The 17,796-nt window shown below is 43.8% G+C and carries 16 protein-coding genes; all 16 read left to right on the top strand.

From position 1 onward, the window contains the following. Positions 1 to 8 precede the first annotated feature (8 nt). The 16 genes from hemZ (at position 9) to J3A84_RS01750 (ending at position 17,781) form a co-directional block, all read left to right on the top strand. Positions 9 to 1,427 (top strand): coproporphyrinogen dehydrogenase HemZ, encoded by a 1,419-nt coding sequence (hemZ, locus tag J3A84_RS01825; RefSeq protein ID WP_207598287.1) that lies wholly within the window; start codon positions 9 to 11, stop codon positions 1,425 to 1,427. Between the two features lie 12 nt (positions 1,428 to 1,439). After that, a complete protein-coding gene (hisS, locus tag J3A84_RS01820) occupies positions 1,440 to 2,693 on the top strand; it encodes a histidine--tRNA ligase (RefSeq protein WP_207598286.1) in 1,254 nt (417 codons plus the stop codon). A gap of 2 nt (positions 2,694 to 2,695) precedes the next feature. Continuing rightward, positions 2,696 to 4,483, top strand: coding sequence for an aspartate--tRNA ligase (aspS, locus tag J3A84_RS01815; protein WP_207598285.1), 1,788 nt, complete (start codon positions 2,696 to 2,698; stop codon positions 4,481 to 4,483). Between the two features lie 205 nt (positions 4,484 to 4,688). After that, on the top strand, positions 4,689 to 6,167 hold the full coding sequence (gene hutH, locus J3A84_RS01810; protein WP_207598284.1) for a histidine ammonia-lyase: 1,479 nt from the start codon (positions 4,689 to 4,691) through the stop codon (positions 6,165 to 6,167). 118 nt (positions 6,168 to 6,285) lie between these two features. Then, positions 6,286 to 6,933 (top strand): cyclodeaminase/cyclohydrolase family protein, encoded by a 648-nt coding sequence (locus J3A84_RS01805; RefSeq protein ID WP_207598283.1) that lies wholly within the window; start codon positions 6,286 to 6,288, stop codon positions 6,931 to 6,933. A 136-nt stretch (positions 6,934 to 7,069) separates the two neighbouring features. Continuing rightward, positions 7,070 to 7,513 carry a Dps family protein gene (locus tag J3A84_RS01800; RefSeq protein ID WP_207598282.1) on the top strand — a complete coding sequence of 148 codons (444 nt, stop codon included), beginning with the start codon at positions 7,070 to 7,072 and terminating at the stop codon, positions 7,511 to 7,513. Positions 7,514 to 7,673: 160 nt separating this feature from the next. After that, positions 7,674 to 8,111: a Dps family protein gene (locus J3A84_RS01795; RefSeq protein ID WP_207598281.1), complete on the top strand. Its 438-nt coding sequence runs from the start codon at positions 7,674 to 7,676 to the stop codon at positions 8,109 to 8,111. A gap of 166 nt (positions 8,112 to 8,277) precedes the next feature. After that, complete coding sequence (gene ychF, locus J3A84_RS01790) at positions 8,278 to 9,372, top strand: redox-regulated ATPase YchF (protein ID WP_207598280.1); 1,095 nt, start codon at positions 8,278 to 8,280, stop codon at positions 9,370 to 9,372. Between the two features lie 140 nt (positions 9,373 to 9,512). Continuing rightward, positions 9,513 to 10,949, top strand: coding sequence for a CPBP family glutamic-type intramembrane protease (locus tag J3A84_RS01785; protein WP_207598279.1), 1,437 nt, complete (start codon positions 9,513 to 9,515; stop codon positions 10,947 to 10,949). After that, the gene (locus tag J3A84_RS01780; protein ID WP_207598278.1) at positions 10,927 to 11,217 is read left to right on the top strand and encodes a DUF503 domain-containing protein; all 291 of its coding nucleotides are present in this window, start codon (positions 10,927 to 10,929) and stop codon (positions 11,215 to 11,217) included. Before J3A84_RS01785 ends, J3A84_RS01780 begins: the two co-directional genes overlap by 23 nt. Positions 11,218 to 11,226: 9 nt before the next feature. Further along, positions 11,227 to 12,921 (top strand): M3 family oligoendopeptidase, encoded by a 1,695-nt coding sequence (locus tag J3A84_RS01775; RefSeq protein WP_207598277.1) that lies wholly within the window; start codon positions 11,227 to 11,229, stop codon positions 12,919 to 12,921. Between the two features lie 156 nt (positions 12,922 to 13,077). After that, positions 13,078 to 14,337: an EF-P 5-aminopentanol modification-associated protein YfmF gene (gene yfmF / locus J3A84_RS01770; RefSeq protein ID WP_207598276.1), complete on the top strand. Its 1,260-nt coding sequence runs from the start codon at positions 13,078 to 13,080 to the stop codon at positions 14,335 to 14,337. Then, on the top strand, positions 14,315 to 15,589 hold the full coding sequence (gene yfmH, locus J3A84_RS01765; RefSeq protein WP_207598275.1) for an EF-P 5-aminopentanol modification-associated protein YfmH: 1,275 nt from the start codon (positions 14,315 to 14,317) through the stop codon (positions 15,587 to 15,589). Before yfmF ends, yfmH begins: the two co-directional genes overlap by 23 nt. A 296-nt stretch (positions 15,590 to 15,885) precedes the next feature. Next, the gene (gene mraZ, locus J3A84_RS01760; RefSeq protein ID WP_207598274.1) at positions 15,886 to 16,314 is read left to right on the top strand and encodes a division/cell wall cluster transcriptional repressor MraZ; all 429 of its coding nucleotides are present in this window, start codon (positions 15,886 to 15,888) and stop codon (positions 16,312 to 16,314) included. A gap of 8 nt (positions 16,315 to 16,322) precedes the next feature. Then, positions 16,323 to 17,249: a 16S rRNA (cytosine(1402)-N(4))-methyltransferase RsmH gene (gene rsmH, locus J3A84_RS01755; RefSeq protein WP_207598273.1), complete on the top strand. Its 927-nt coding sequence runs from the start codon at positions 16,323 to 16,325 to the stop codon at positions 17,247 to 17,249. 31 nt (positions 17,250 to 17,280) lie between these two features. Further along, positions 17,281 to 17,781, top strand: coding sequence for a hypothetical protein (locus tag J3A84_RS01750; protein WP_207598272.1), 501 nt, complete (start codon positions 17,281 to 17,283; stop codon positions 17,779 to 17,781). The last annotated feature ends 15 nt before the right edge of the window (positions 17,782 to 17,796 follow it).

The raw sequence follows: 17,796 nt of genomic DNA, 5'->3' as shown, positions 1-17,796 counted from the left end.
GGGAAGACATGATAAAAGTTAGAAGCAACAATTCCCTGCGATATCACGTATATCATATCGTCACCCTTTTTTATCCGGCGGGAAAGATCGAGTATCTGGATGAAGCCGATTCTACTATAGCCGACATTGATGTCAACGTTAAGGAAGATGTGCTCACAGTAACGTTCTTCGGGACTCGCTTCGTGCACGACTATCCGGATAAGAACCTGAACATCATGAGAAGAGTTCTTTTCAGGCTGCTGGAAGAGAAAACAGAGAAGCATCTTCCCTGGGGCATCCTCATCGGGATTCGTCCTTCCAAGATTGTAAGAGAACTCATTGAAAAGAATCAGGAAAAGGAAGAGATTGTCAGGTATCTTCAGGCGGAGTATCTTGCAGACCGGGAAAAGATCGAGCTGGCCTATGAAGTGGCCCTGAAGGAATCGGATCTTCTCAGAAAAGTGGATACGGACCATTCAGTGGATATCTACATAGGAATGCCATTCTGTCCCTCCAGATGCCTCTACTGCTCCTTCGCTTCCAATGTATACAGAGGAAACCAGTATAAGGATACATACCTGAAACAGCTGAAAATGGAAATGGAAGAGATCAGAACGTATATAGACGAGAACAGGCTGAGCATCAACAATGTGTACTTCGGTGGGGGAACCCCTACAGCGGTTTCAGATGATGAGTTTGAAGAAGTGATGAAAAGCATCGATGAATGCTTCGTAAGAGGCAGAAATCTTCTGGAATTCACTGTAGAAGCGGGTAGAGTGGACAGCATCACCAGAGAAAAGCTTTTGAGCATGAAAAGACATCACACCTCAAGAATTTCCATCAATCCGCAGACGATGAATGATGATACGCTGAGGCTCATCGGCCGTAATCATGATCATGATAAGGTCGTGGAGATATTTCATTTGGCAAGGAGCTTAGGTTTTGATAATATTAATATGGACATGATTCTGGGGCTTCCCGAGGAATCCCTTCATGACGTGGAGAGAACCATAGAAGCGGTCAGAAATCTTTCGCCTGAAAGCATCACTGTCCATGGTCTGGCGCTCAAACGAGCATCCAGACTCTATGAGGATTTCCTTATGGAAAAGAAATATGCCCTGCCCAGACAGGATGAAATGAATCTCATGTATCAGAAGACTGATGAGATGGCCAGGTCTCTGGGTCTTCTGCCCTACTATATGTACAGGCAGAAGAACATGGTGGGCAATCTCGAGAATGTCGGTTATGCGAAAGAAGGCATGGAAAACCTTTATAACATGGTCATGATCGAAGAGGTTAAAACCATCATCGCCATCGGTGCAGACGGCGTAACGAAAAAAGTGAAGGACGGCAGAATCGAGCGGTTCGCCAATTTCAAAGGATTGAATGACTACACAGAAAGATTCCAGGAAATGATGGAAAAGAAGATGCGTTTCCTGACAGAATAAGGAGGAGAGAGTATGGACCTGCAGGCACCAAAAGGTACCAAGGATATGCTGCCCATGGAGGCGTATAAATGGCACCATATAGAAGATCATCTGAAAACAATCGCCCATGAATACGGGTTCAGGGAAATCAGAACGCCGATGTTCGAAAGTACGGAACTGTTCACACGAGGAGTAGGAGAAACCACGGACGTGGTGCAGAAGGAGATGTACACGTTTCTTGACAAAGGAGAACGAAGCATCACCCTGAAGGCGGAGGGAACTGCCCCAGCTGTCAGGGCATTCGTGGAATCATCCATGTATGCTGACGCACAGCCTACGAAGCTGTATTATTTCACGCCCGTGTTCAGGTATGAGAACGTTCAGAAAGGGAGACTCAGACAGCATCATCAGTTCGGTGTGGAGCTGTTCGGAAGTGAGGAACCTTCTGCGGATGCTGAGGTCATCTCCATCGCCATGAGTGCCTTTGAACAGTTGGGAATAACGGGACTGACGCTGAAGATCAATTCCATTGGCCATCCTGAATGCAGAATGGATTACAATGTGAAGCTGAAAGAGTTTCTGACACCCCATTATGAGGACCTCTGTCCGGTGTGTCAGGAAAGATTCCACAAGAATCCCATGAGAATTCTGGACTGCAAGGAAAGAAGCTGTCAGCTGATTGTTAAGAATGCGCCACTTATTCTGGATCATATCTGTGAAGACTGCAATGCGCATTTCACAAACCTGAAGAAGTATCTTGAAGCCATGGAGATTCCTTATGAGGTGGATAAGGGAATCGTAAGAGGTCTTGATTACTATTCCAAGACAGTTTTTGAAATCGTCAATAAAGATATTACGGTCTGTGGCGGAGGACGTTATGATTATCTGATAGAAGAAATCGGTGGTCCGAAGATGCCGGCTGTGGGATTCGGACTTGGTCTTGAGAGACTGCTCATGACCATGGCTGATGAAGGGGTGGAGATTCCAGAGCCCGTACGTTTCGATGTATTCATCGCATCCATGGGAGAGGAAGCGGCCTTGAAAGCGGCATCTGTAGCGCATAAGCTTCGCAGAATGGGGCTTAAGGTGGACATTGACCATATGGGCAAGAAGCTCAAAGCACAGATGAAGTATGCCAATAAAGTCGGTTCGAGATTCACCATGATTCTTGGTGAAGATGAACTGGCCAGAAGCACAGCTTCTCTGAAGAACATGGAGAGCGGTGAACAAGTCGAAGTAAAGCTGTCTGCAGAAGAAATCATGCAGATGGTTCATAGGGGTGAATGATAATGGGTGAAATGTTAGGTCAATTAAGAAGAACGCACATGGCAGGTCTTGTGGATGAGAAATTCATCGGACAGGAAGTCATTGTTACCGGTTGGGTAGCAAAAAGAAGAAATCTCGGATCGCTTATATTCTGTGATGTCCGTGATACAGAAGGGATTCTTCAGGTCGTATTCAGAGAGGAAGATTCCAGGGAAGCATACGAGAAGGCAGACAGACTGAGAAATGAATTCTGCATCCTTGTGAGAGGAACAGTGGCGAAGCGAGAATCCGTCAATGACAGCATTCCTACCGGTCAGGTGGAACTTATTGCGAAGGAGCTTAAGATTCTGTCTGAATCAGAAACGCCACCCATCTACATCAAAGAAAATCTGGATGCGGCGGAGAACGTCAGACTGAAATACAGGTATCTGGATCTGAGAAGACCGGATATGCAGAGAATATTCAAGATCAGAAGCAAAGCTTATATCTCCATCAGAAACTTCATGGATGGAGAAGGGTTCCTCGAAGTGGAAACACCGATCCTCAATAAGAGCACACCAGAAGGCGCAAGAGACTATCTGGTACCCTCAAGGAATTATCCTGGAAGCTTCTATGCACTGCCCCAGAGTCCTCAGATCTTCAAGCAGCTTCTGATGGTTTCGGGGTTTGATAAGTACTTCCAGATCGCCAAGTGTTTCAGAGATGAGGATCTGAGAGCCAACAGACAGCCTGAATTCACTCAGATTGACATCGAGATGAGTTTCATCGGGGTGGAAGACATCATCGATCTCAATGAGAGACTGGTGCAGAGAGTATTCAAGGAAGTGCTGGATAAAGATATCGCGCTTCCTTTTGAAAGACTCACCTATAAAGAAGCCATGGAGAGATTCGGATCCGATAAGCCTGATCTGAGATTCGGCATGGAACTGAAGAATCTGACGGATCTTGTGGAGAACTCGGATTTTGCGGTGTTCAAAAATGCCATTGAGCAGAAGGGCAGCGTAAGAGCCATCACTCTTTCCGGTGGAGCATCCATGGGCAGAAAAGACATCGACCGTCTCGGTGAGTTCGTGAAAACCTATCGTGCAAAGGGACTCGCATACATTCAGCTGAAAGAAGAAGGCATCAAGTCCCCATTGTCCAAATTCCTCAGTGAGGAGGAATTCAATGCAATTATTGAAAGGTCCGAAGCCAGAACCGGCGATGTGATTTTCATCGTCGCAGATAAGAATGAAGTGGTCTTCCAGTCCTTGGGCGCACTGAGACTGGAACTGGCGAAGAAGTACAATCTGCTGGAAGGTACAGAAGAATTCAAGTTCGCCTGGGTGACGGAATTCCCGCTGCTTGAAAGAGATGAGGAAGCAGGAAGGTTTGTGGCCCTTCACCATCCATTCACAAGCCCTATGGAAGAAGACCTGCATCTCCTGGATACAGATCCCGGAGCAGCTAGAGCCAAAGCCTATGACATGGTACTCAACGGGGAGGAGCTTGGTGGAGGATCCATCAGAATCCATGATTCCAAGCTTCAGGAAAAGATGTTCACTTTACTGGGATTCAGTAAAGAAGAAGCCTGGGAGAGATTCGGGTTCCTTCTGGAGGCCTTCAAATATGGTCCACCACCACACGGCGGACTGGCATTTGGTATGGACAGACTGGTCATGTTCCTGGCCGGTACGGACAACATCAAGGATGTCATCGCATTCCCTAAGAATCAGAATGCATACGATCCCATGTCCGAAGCACCGAACACCGTGGATCCGATTCAGCTCAAGGAATTGGGCATTGATGTGGTCAAGAAAACAGAAGAATAGATCTGCAACTGAAAAGAAACCTAGGTACAGCTGTCTGCTTAAACGGGACAGCTGTATTTTTGCGTGGAAATGTTTGAATATTCGCATAGTGATTGAGAGATTCTAAAATCAGAACTGAAAATAGGATGAAATAGTATGAGATTTTCAATCATCACTTTAATTTTAAACGATTTCATATTATTATAGAATTATCAGGAGGTTGAATATGGTAACTATAGAAAACGGAAAACTGACAATAGAAGAATTTATAAAGGTGGCCAGAGAAAAGGAGACTCTAACGCTCAGTGAAGCCACAAGGCAGAGGATCTTAGCGTCGAGAAGAATGCTGGAAAAAGCTGCAGCAGGAACTCAGGCTGTCTACGGAGTCAATACTGGATTCGGAAAATTCTCGGAAGTGAAGATCGGTAAAGACGAACTGAAGAAACTGCAGAGAAATCTCATCCTTTCTCATGCCTGCGGCATCGGAAATCCTATGCGGACGGAAGAAGTACGAGGAATGATGCTACTTCGAATCAACGCTCTGTCCAGAGGCTATTCAGGCATCCGGCTGGAAACCGTGGAGACATTGACGGAAATGCTCAACAAAGGGGTTCATCCGGTGATTCCGGAAAAAGGATCTTTGGGTGCATCAGGGGATCTGGCGCCTCTGGCACATATGGTGCTGACACTGATCGGAGAAGGAGAAGCTGAATACAGTGGGCGGGTCATTCCTTCTAGAGAAGCGATGAAGCTGGCCGGAATCAGTCCAATTGAACTGGAAGCCAAGGAAGGTCTTGCGCTGATCAATGGCACGCAGGCTCTCACCTCCATAGGTGCCCTTGCATTTTACGATGCCTATCGAGCGCTTAAGACAGCTAATCTGTCCGCTGCGCTGACCATGGAAGCCCTTAGAGGAATCACTACCGCCTTTGATGCCAGACTTCATGAAGTGAGAGGGCACAAAGGGCAGATTGATATTGCAAAGGAGATGCTGGATCTCCTTGAGGGTTCAACATCTGTAACGAGGCAGAATGACATCAGAGTACAGGATGCTTACTCCATTCGGTGCATTCCTCAGGTTCATGGAGCCATCAAGGATACCCTGGACTATGCCAGAGAAAAAATAACAATCGAAATCAATGCGGTGACGGATAATCCCATTGTACTCAACGAAGATGAAATCTATTCCGGTGGTAATTTCCACGGAGAGCCCATGGCGCTTCTATTTGATTATCTGGCCATTGCAGCCAGTGAACTGGCAAATATTTCCGAGAGAAGGCTGGAGAGACTCGTGAATTACCAGCTGAACGATCTGCCTGCTTTTCTGGCTCCTTCAGGCGGACTCAACTCAGGGTTCATGATCGCGCAGTACAGTGCAGCAGCCCTGGTTTCAGAGAATAAGGTGCTTTCTCATCCTGCATCAGTAGACTCGATTCCCTCATCCGCCAATCAGGAGGATCATGTATCCATGGGAAACACAGCTGCCCGAAAACTGAGAGACATCGTTGAAAATACAAGACGTGTGCTTTCGATAGAAGCCTTTGCAGCCTGTCAGGCCATGGACTTCCGTGAAAATCTGAAACTCGGTGCAAAGACTTCGGAATTGTATGAAAAAATCAGAGAAACGGTTCCATTTATTGAGGAAGATGTGATTATGTATGAGCAGATGAACAAAGTTTATGGTATATTGGACTCATACATATAGGAATTATAGTCAATAAATCTGGTTCATGTTAATAATATGATAATGTTTAATTAATATCTCGTGAGAAGCATGAAATTGCATTCTATAAGGTCTAAAATATTATGTAAGAGGTGAAAATATGTTAAGAGAATTAACCATCAATGATTTTACCAGCGTATTAGGTGAAGGAAAGGCGACTCCAGGTGGAGGCGCTGCAGCCGCATTAAGTGCATCTTTGGCCGCAGCACTTACATCCATGGTATTCAACCTAACCATTGACAAAAAAGCCGCAAAAGATTACCCGGAATCTGTGGTCACTTCCATGAAAGAAGCAAGAGAAGCTACTGACCGATTCAGAAACAGATATCTTAAGCTCATGGTGGATGATGCGGAGTCTTTTGACGGACTCATGGCAGCATTCTCCTTACCGAAGGAAACGGAAGAGGAAAAAGCCCAGAGAAAGAGCAGCATTGATTCCGCTAAGGAACGTGTTCTTGAAATCCCCTATCAGCTGGTCAAGGAATCCTTTGAGATGTATGATGCTTTGAAGATTGCAACGGAGTATGGAAACAAGAATGCCATATCTGATGCCGGTGTTGCGGCAATCCTCATTCACAGTGCCATCGAAGGTGCGGCGCTTAACGTATTCATCAACCTGGCAGGATCAGAGGTCAATGAGGAGAATATCAGTCTGAAAGCTCAGACAGACGACTATGTGGAGAAATCCAAGAGCTTCAAGGAAGATATTGTTGCCACTGTCATTGATAAAATCTATGGTCGTCAGTAATTATAATAGTTATAATATGTTTACAATTTAGACATATTTAACCCTTGTAAATTGCTGGTGTTTGTTGTACTATAGATACATAGTAAATAATAATCATTACAACTTAAAACTTGTTATAAATTATGGAGGTAGAAAAATGGCGAAAGCAAATTTAGAGAAGAAACTCAATCAGTACGTGGCGGATCTTATGGTGGCCTACACAAAGCTGCACAATGTACACTGGTATGTAGAAGGAAAGCAGTTCCATGCAATGCATGAACTTTTTGAAATGTATTATGACAAAGTCACAGAGGATATGGACGTGGTAGCTGAAAGAATGCTGCAGCTGGATATGAAACCAGTAGCTAGCCTCAAGGGTGCACTGGAAATCACAAAGATTGAAGAAAGAGAAGAAAGCTTTGGCAAGGATCTGGAATTCGTGGAGATCGTGAACAAGGACTTTGAGTATCTTCTCAAGCTGACTCTTGAAGTGAAAGAAGAGGCAGAAAAGGCTGGCGATGATCCTACAGTGGATATCATGAATGAGTTCACAGCCTATTATCAGAAACAGCTGTGGATGATCAAGGCGACATTGGCATAATTGAAAAACTTCTGGTAAACCCATAGAAGATGAACAGAAAAAATCAATAATTCTGATCGGATAAACCAGACAATATCTGTAGATCAAAGAATAGTAAGTCGTATGATTTGCAGATTACATAAAACAATGACACAAAACAGGAAAACGGAGGATGAAATTAATGACTAATCTAGAGAAGAAACTCAATCAGTACGTGGCAGACCTTATGGTGGCCTACACCAAGCTTCATAATGTGCACTGGTATGTACAGGGAAAACAGTTCCACAGAATGCATGAACTTTTTGAAGGTTACTATGATAAAGTGACAGAAGATATGGATGAAGTGGCTGAAAGAATGCTTCAGCTTGACATGAAGCCTGTGGCAAGCCTGAAAGGTGCCCTGGAGATTGCAAAGATCGAAGAGAGAAATGAAGAATTTGCCAAGGATATTGATTTAGTGAAAATCGTCAAGAAGGACTTTGACTATCTTCTTAAGCTGACGTTGGAAGTGAAGGAAGAAGCAGAAAAGGCTGGAGACGATCCTACAGTGGATATCATGAATGAATTCACAGCATACTACCAGAAGGAACTCTGGATGCTGAACTCCACATTAGCTTAACATAAGATTCAGGACCCCTCAGTAACATGAGGGGTCTGTTTTGTCTTCAGTAAATAGCAGTAAATAGCGTGAATGCGGTTTTCTCATGAAGTACCTTGATAAAAGGCTCATACATCTGTATAATTGAAAAGATGTAAATGAATGTGATAAAGTGAGGAATAGGTTAATGAAATTAGGAATAGTAGGATTGCCCAATGTCGGCAAAAGCACATTGTTCAATGCGATTACGAAAGCCGGAATTGAAGCTGCAAATTATCCTTTTGCAACAATCGAACCGAATATCGGCGTAGTATCTGTACCGGATGAGAGACTGGATCATCTGGAGAAGCTCTATAATTCAAAGAAGAAAGTCTTTGCCCATGTGGAGTTCTATGATATTGCCGGTCTTGTGAAAGGCGCATCCCAGGGAGAAGGTCTGGGAAATAAGTTCCTGAGCCATATCCGAGAAGTGGAAGCCATCATTCATGTGGTGAGATGTTTCGAGAATGACAATATCGTCCATGTAGAGGGTAGTGTAGACCCACTTAGAGATATCGAAACCATCAATCTGGAACTGATTTTCTCGGATCTGGAGACGCTGGAGAAAAGAATGGATAAAGCCATGAAGCTGAAACGTTCCGGAGATAAAACAGCTCAGGCTGAGTATGATCTGATGGAAAGAATCAAGGCACATCTTGAAGCCGGGAAGCCTGTTCGTACTTTGGAAGCGACTGAGGAAGAGAAGGAAGTGATCCGAGGGTTATTTCTTCTGACGTCCAAGGATGTTCTTTATGCGGCGAACATCTCTGAAGAGGATCTCATGTCTGGAGAAGAGAATGAGATGGTGAAGAAAGTGAAAGAGCATGCAGCGAATGAGCATTCAGGCCTGGTCACCATCTGTGCCAGACTGGAGGAAGAGCTTTCCGGACTGGAAGAGGATGAGAAGGTTGAAATGCTTGCTGAGTACGGTATCATGGAGACCGGTCTGGATCGACTGATCAAGGAAAGCTACAGACTGCTTGGCCTCATGAGTTTCCTCACAGCTGGCCCCCAGGAGGTCCGAGCATGGACGATCAAAGTGGGTACAAAAGCACCGGTAGCGGCTGGGAAGATTCATTCAGACATCCAGAGAGGGTTCATCAGAGCCGAAGTCATTTCCTATGATGCCCTGATGGAATCCGGTTCAGAAGCCCATGCCAAGGAAAAAGGGCTTTATAGAATCGAAGGAAAAGAATACATCATGCGTGAAGGTGACGTGGTCAACTTCAGATTCAACGTATAGAAAATGTTCATCTCCATACTGTAGTGGTATGGAGATTTTCTTTTTGCAAACATTATCTTTTTAGCACTGCATTTGCTATACTTAGAGTATATTGTTTATTTGACTATTATGGAGTCAGTAAAGAGAGTGGGAGGTTCCTTATGCCTGTTAGATTCGAAAAGATGAGTGTATCAAAATTCATACTGATGCTGGTGGCAGTCTTCGCGGTACTGATCCTATCTGTAGTCGCTTTAACTGTTACAGGAGGATCGCCTTATATTGTCTACTACATCCAGATCCTTTTCTATATCATCATGTTCATCGTCTACTATTATTTTGGCCTTACGGCAAGAGAGCGGAAACTGCTCATGGCCAAAGGACAGGAGAAGAAGCCGCTTCATCTGGCTGTCGTTCCATTTCTTGCGGGGGGTCTGATCACATTTCTCTATGTGCTGGCACTTCAGCAGTGGCTTCCAGGCATGTATGAATCCTATATGGAAGCTGCAGAGCAGATGCAGGGAATTTCTCTATTCTCAGATCCTCTGGAACTTGTATTGATGTTCATATCGGTTGTGATTCTGGCACCCATTGTGGAAGAAATCGTTTTTAGAGGCATTTTTTTCAATCTATTGAACAGGAAGAGAAGTACACTGGCAGCAATGATCATTTCTTCCCTGGTCTTCGGATTTCTTCATGCTGAAACCATGGTTCCTACAGCAGTCATCGGCTTTGTTCTCTGCTTTATTTATCACCGGACAGGAAGCCTGATCCTTGTGATGGCTGGTCATATGGTGAACAATCTCATCGCATTCTCCATGCCGCTTCTTATCGGAGATGCGGATCCGCTAGGTACTACACTGCAGATTCTTGGAGGAGTGCTGGTTCTTCTGTACGTGGTGGGATCTATATACTTCGTCTACTATGCTGTAAGAAACAGAAGCTTTCTTGCATTTGATGGTCCTATGCATCGAGCAGCCGGAGTGAAATCAGCCTATCGAAAAGACCATGAAGTTTCAGATCAGAATGCTCAGTATAGAGAGAAAAAAGTCATAGATATTTCTAAAACCCTCGAGGACGGTATGCCGGTGTATCCGGGAGACCCAGAAGTGAGAATACAGGAAGTCGCCAGCATTTCCGAGGATGGCTATGCGGTTCGAAGCATTCAGATGAACACCCACGCTTCAACCCACATGGACTTTCCCAGTCATTTCATTGAAAATGGCGCAAACCAGGATGATGTGGATCTGAGCCTACTATATGGAGACGTGTTTGTGGCTGAAAATGCCGAGGAGTTTCTTCCTGAAGGAACGGAAAGAGTGCTTTATAAAGAGGGGTATCTGACAGAAGAAAGGGCACAGGCGCTTATTCAAGGCGGCGTTAAAGTGGTGGGAACAGTACATGATTCCATCGAAGAACATGCGCCCTATGCAGTGCATCAAATGCTTCTGAATAGTGGTATAATCATTCTTGAGAACCTGAACCTTGCTCATGTGACAGGAAGAAGATACACTTTATGCGCATTCCCTCTGAAGATCAGTGGAGCGGAAGCTGCTCCTGCAAGGGTGGTGCTTATCGATGACCTGCGTAGGGACAGCTAAGCTTACGTTCCGGGTAAGCTATGTGCATTCTCTTAAGGAGAAAAGAAGCATTGTGAACAGCCTGAAGGCAAAAGTGAGAAGCCGATTCAATGTCTCCATATCGGAAACGGAGAATCTGGATCAGCACAAAAGCATCGTCATAGGAGTGGCCTTCATATCCAATGACAGAAGTCTGGTTGAAGGCACCATGAGAAAAGTTGCGGATTTTATCCTGAACAGTTTTGATGTGGAACTGATTCAGGAAGAAACATATATTGATAATTTTTAGGAGGCATATATGAAATTCAATGATTATAAGTATAAAAGACCTGAAATGACAGAAGTCAAGGACAAAGCACGGGATATTCTCAAGGCTATGGAGAATGCCCATTCCAGAGAATCTTTTCTCGAAAACATGGATGAATTCATCCAGCTGAGACTTCATGTGGAATCCATGTTCCAGCTGGTCTCCATCAGACACAGCATCGACACCAGAGATGAATTCTACGACAATGAATCAGATTATGTGGATATGGCCATGCCACAGCTTCAGGATCTGGTCACAAGTTTCTATCATGTGATTCTGGATACGCCTTACAGGGGAGACGTGGAAGACAAATACGGTAAGCATCTGCTAAATCTGGCTGAACTTTCCGTTAAAGCGTTCAAACCGGAAATCATTGAGGATATGCAGGAGGAGAACAAGCTTTCATCCGAATATTCCAAACTTGTGGCTTCCGCCAGTATCCAGTTTGAAGGAGAAGAAAGAAATCTTTCCGGGCTGATTCCATTCATGGAGAATCCGGACAGAACGGTAAGAAAAGCGGCGTATGAAGCCTATTCAGGCTTTTTCAGGGATCATGAAAAGGAATTTGACCGTATTTATGATGAACTGGTGAAAGTAAGACACAAGATGGCGAAAAAACTTGGATACGAAAATTATGTGCAGATGTCCTATGATGGCCTTCTGAGAACCGAGTATGGTCCAGAAGAAGTGAAAACATACAGAGAGGCGATTCTGAAGCATATCGTTCCACTGGTGGTCAAGCTTCGAGAAAGACAGGCCAGAAGACTGGGTCTGGATGAGCTCAAGTATTATGATGAAGCCATCGAGTTCACTACAGGGAACGCCACGCCTAAGGGGTCTCCAGAGTGGATCATAGATAATGGAAAGAAGATGTATGAAGAGCTTTCCGCTGAAACGAAAGAATTCTTTGATTTCATGGTGGAGCATGAACTGCTGGACCTTGTGACCAAGAAAGGGAAACAGGCTGGTGGCTACTGCACTTATATTCCGGATTTCAAATCTCCGTTCATATTTTCCAATTTCAACGGAACATCCGGTGACATCGATGTACTCACCCATGAAGCAGGACATGCCTTCCAGGTATTCTCTTCCAGACAATATGAGGTGCCTGAATACAGCTTCCCCACCTATGAAGCCTGCGAGATTCATTCCATGTCCATGGAATTCTTCACCTGGCCATGGATGGAGAACTTCTTTAAAGAAGAAACAGAGAAGTACAAGTTCTCACATCTTCAAGGAACACTGCTGTTCCTTCCCTACGGTGTAACGGTAGATGAGTTTCAGCATTTTGTTTACGAGAACCCTGAAGCGACACCTGAAGAAAGAAAACGCCAGTGGAGAGAAATCGAAAAGAAGTATCTGCCTTTGAAGAATTACGAGGACAATGACTTCTACAACCGTGGCGGTTTCTGGTTCAAACAGCTGCATATCTTCACCTCGCCCTTCTATTACATAGATTACACCCTGGCGCAGGTATGTGCACTGCAGTACTTCATCAGAAGCAGAAATGAAGGAAAGAAAGCCTGGGATGATTATGTGGCGCTCTGCAAAGAAGGCGGCAGCAAGCCATTCCTGGAACTGGTGGACCTGGCAGGCCTGAAGAATCCTTTCCTGCCTGAGACCATCCCATCCATTCTGCCAGAGATTGAAGCATATCTGGATTCTGTAGATGACACAAAATTATAGAAATCACTAGTTCAGACAGGTTTCTGTAAGAAGGATATAGCCTTCTATGGAAACCTGTTTTCTTTAAGAAGATTTTCAGGGGAAAATGTGATAATATATTTTATGCAACCAATTTAGGTTATGAACTGTACTTTCGTGTACAGACGTGGAGGAATAATGGATAACATTGGAATAATCAAAACTTTAAAATTCAAGAATAACGCGATCAGTCTGGTGGTTCCTGTCAGCCTGACCGAAAATGTCACGGGCTATAATGTACTGGCTCAGGTGCTTAAAAGAGGAACAAAATCTTTTCACTCTTCATCAGAGATCGCCAGATATCTTCAGGATATGTACGGAGCGAATTTCGATATCATGCTGAGCAAAATCGGCAATAAGCTTTTCGTGATCTTCTATGTGAGTTTCATGGATAATCGCTTCACCTTATACAAGGAAGATTTATGGGATAAGGCAATTCATCTTCTCGATGAACTGATCTACCATCCGCTGCTGAAAGAGGATGATTTCGATGATGAAATCATTGCACAGGAAATCCTCAATCACAGGCTTTATATCGAGTCCATCTATGATGATAAGGGGCATTACTCCATGAATAGAGTCATGGAGCTGGGCCTTAATGATTCCTATAGAATTCCTGAATATGGAACCATCGAAGAACTGGATGGGATTGACAGAAAGGCGCTGATCGGTCTCTGGGAGAATCTGAAAGAGAAAGAAGCCTTCTGCTATGCATCAGGAAATATCAGGAGTGAAGAAGAGGTTCTTGAAAAAGTGTCGTCCCTGAAGATTCTGGGAAACAGTAAAAACGGACACGAGCTCACTGCGTTAGAAGAAAGAAGCTTCAACCGAGAATGCGGGGAAGTCTTTGAGCAGATGAAAATCAATCAGGGTAAAATTTCACTGTTATATAATACGAACAACAGTATTTTCAATGGAGATTATTTTGCGTTGGTACTGTTCAATTCCATTTTCGGTGGTGGTGCTCATTCCAAGCTCTTCAATGAAGTCAGAGAAAATCATTCTCTAGCTTATTCCATTTATTCCAGCTTTGATAAATTTGCCGGCGTTCTGACCATAGGGGCAGGTACGGATTTCAAAAACTTTAGAAAAGCCAGAGCGCTGATCGATGAAGAACTAAATAAAATGAGAATCGGTGAATTCTCCCAGGAGGACATAGAAGTGGCAAGAACGAAGGTCATCAGTTCTCTGAATGCCATGAGTGATTCGATCTTCAATACGACCAACTATCTCATCGCTTTGCGGGTTTTCGGAATAGACTACACCATCAATCAGGTCATAGAGGAACTGAAAAAAGTGACGAAGGAAAGAATAATGAAAGTGGCAGCAGATCTTGAATTCATCTGTGCGCACTATTTAGAAGGGGAGGCCAAAGATGGGGAGCATGAAGGAGCTTAAATTCATAGATGAGAAAATCTATGAAACAGAAATCAATAGTTTAAAAGTGTACTACATACCAAAGAAAGGATTCGCGAAATCCTATGCGATACTTACATCAGACTACGGCAGCAAAGATGTGGAGTTTTCCATTGATGGAGGCAAAACATTTAAGCGATATCCAGAAGGGATTGCGCATTTTCTGGAACATAAGGTTTTTGAAATGCCAGGTGGAGGGAATGTATTCAACAAGTTCACTGAGCTGGGTGCATCTGTAAATGCCTTTACAAACAATCATCAGACATCATACTACTTCAGCACAACGGCCCATTTCATGGAGAATCTGAAGCTGCTTCTGGAGATGGTGTTCACACCACATCTGACAAAAGAGAATGTGGAAAAGGAAAAGGGGATCATTGCGGAAGAAATCAAGATGTATGATGATCATCCGGGATTCAGGGGGTACATTGTAGCAATGAAGTCCTTGTATCATGAACACCCTGTCAGAGAAGATATTGCCGGTAGTGTGGAATCCATTTACAGTCTTACACCGGAGCACCTCATTGAATGTTATGATGCTTTTTACAATCCGAGGAATATGATCCTCGTTCTGGTTGGCGATCTGGAGATCGATGAGGTGGAGCATCTGATAGCAGAGCAAGTAAAGCCTGGGAAACCATTGGATCTTGTAAAAAAGGTTTATGATGAACCCATGGAGTCCCTGAAGAAAGAGAGCATCCTCCATATGGATCTGCAGGTGCCCAACTACATATACGGACTGAAGGTGATCAGTCAGAAGAAGGATCTTCTTCTGGCAACCCTGACAGGATCTCTTCTCATGAAGCTGGTTTTTGGTTCTACATCGGATTTTTACGAAGAAAACATCCGTAACGGAAAAATCAACGACAGTTTCTCCACTGAAATCAGTCTGGATGAGGATCATGGTGAAATTTTCATCGGGGGAGAATCCAAGGAACCGGAGAAGGTCTTTACACTTATAGAAGACTATATCGAGTCCATCAAATCAGATGAGAACTTCTTTGATGATCTGGAAACGGATCTGGAACGCATCAAAAAAGGCATGACCGGAAACTTTGTCAATATCTTCAACTCCGTGGACCGGATTGGTGTCACCACCACTGGAATGCTTCTTCATCAGGAGGATATCTTCACTTATGTGGAAAAGCTGAAAAATATCACAGTGGATGATGTACGAAGCAAGTTTATGGAAGTTTTTCATCCTGAAAGAAGTACGAAGGTCATAATTCGATAAAACGTACGTTCTATACTGATTCGCGCATATTTATCGAAGTGGTTGAGTGTCAATTCAATTAATGAATTGAAAATAATGCTGCTGTCAACGGTTTTTAAGTGGATTCGTTTACATAGCATGGCGGTATTTTCTGACAATGGCGAAATGCGCTGAAAATCAAGGAAAATTAAATTATAGATATTCTGTGAATTTTAAATATATTTCGCTTATAACCCTTCAAGCTATTGAAGGGTTATTCTTTTTTGTGTAAAATGAACCTATAAGTGGTAAAAAGTGGTAGAAAGTGGTGAAAAAGGATGCTGATTGGTGAGTTTAGTCATGGAATGGATAAGAAAAACAGAATAATTATTCCATCTAAGCTCAGAGATGGATTGGGCGAGACATTTATCATGACCAAAGGTCTGGATTCATGTTTGTATATCTATCCCAAAAACGAATGGCAGATTTTTGAACAGAAACTGAAATCTTTGCCGCTTACTGACAAGAATGTCAGATCCTTCGTTCGATTCTTTTTCTCCGGAGCCAATGAAATGGAACCAGACAAGATGGGCAGGGTACTGATACCGCAATCTCTCTTAAGCTATGCGGGCATTGAAGGGGAAGTTGTTAGCGTCGGTATGATGGATCGTGTGGAAGTATGGTCTAAGGAAAAGTGGGAAGCGTATAACGAGAGTGAAATGGATATGGATGCGATAGCTGAGAAAATGAATGAACTGGGAATATAGGTGAATATATGGAATTTAAACATGTGTCTGTTCTACTAGAAGAATGTATAGAAGCGTTGAACATAAAAGAAAACGGAATTTATGTGGACTGTACCTTAGGTGGTGCAGGACATACAAAGGAGATCCTGAAAAGACTGCGAGATGGGAAGCTCATAGGAATCGATCAGGATACAGATGCTCTGAATAATGCCAGAGATATTCTGAAGGACTATGACAATGTGGTGCTGGTACATTCAAATTTTGAAAATATCGGAAAAATCATTGAAGAACATGCTCCTCAGGGAGTGGACGGGATTCTGATGGACCTGGGTGTTTCATCCTATCAGCTGGATGAAGGGGAGAGAGGATTCTCCTACATGAAGGATGCTCCGCTGGATATGCGCATGAACAGGGAAGATGTTCTATCAGCATATGATGTGGTCAATGGATATGAAGAAGCAGATATTGCTCGCGTCATCCGTGATTACGGGGAAGAGAAGTTTGCCAAGAGAATTGCAGGATTCATAGTGAAGGCAAGGGAAGAGAAGCCTATCGCTACGACCCATGAACTGGTGGATATCATCAAAGCTGCAATTCCGGCGAAGGCAAGAAGAGAAGGGCCCCATCCAGCAAAAAGAACGTTCCAGGCCATAAGGATTGAAGTGAACAGAGAACTGACGATCATAAGAGATACCATCCTGGATGCGGTGGAGGGATTAAAGCCTGAGGGAAGACTGGCGATCATCACTTTTCACTCCCTGGAAGACCGGATCGTCAAAAATACATATAAGGAGCTCATGTTTCCCTGTACATGTCCGACCAGTATGCCATGTATATGCGGAAAGACGGCAACAGTAAAGATTCTGACAAGAAAACCCATATTGCCTGGAGAAGAAGAGATAGAAGAAAATCCCAGGTCACGAAGCGCAAAACTCAGAGTTTTAGAGAAAATCTAGGTTACGGGATATATAGAAAGGTGTGATGATGATGGCACTACCCAACAGAGTTCAGTATTTGAATACTGTGGCGAATCCTGAGATTACAAGAGATAACAGAAGAGCTCAGGAAGAAGAAAAAAGAAGGCTGGAAAGGTCGAGACAGGAATTTGCGAAGAAGACTGCTGCAAGAAACAACAGAATGAAAATGAGTGCAGTACTCACCATATTATTTATGGCAACAGCTTTGTTTGTGACGATATTCAGAAGCGGAATGATTTATAACATGCAGAAGGAATATGTGGAGCTGCAGAATGAAACGCGCCTGACCTTAAAAAACAATGAGGCATTGCAGGCTGAGATCATCAAAGCATCATCCATTGGGGAGATTGCTGAGAAATCCATAGCCCTGGAACTTGTTTCAGTAGGTCAGGAAAGTGCAATTGCAGCTGATTTATCCAGGAATAATTTTATGGAAGATGAACCTTTGGTGGAACAGCCTAAGTTTACAGACAAAGTATTCTCTATGCTGAACTTGAATTTTTTCAACTGATAGGTCATAGAGGTG

It is taken from the genome of Proteiniclasticum aestuarii, from assembly GCF_017368455.1.
GTDB lineage: Bacteria > Bacillota > Clostridia > Clostridiales > Clostridiaceae > Proteiniclasticum > Proteiniclasticum aestuarii.
This window is presented reverse-complemented; position numbering and strand designations above follow the sequence as displayed.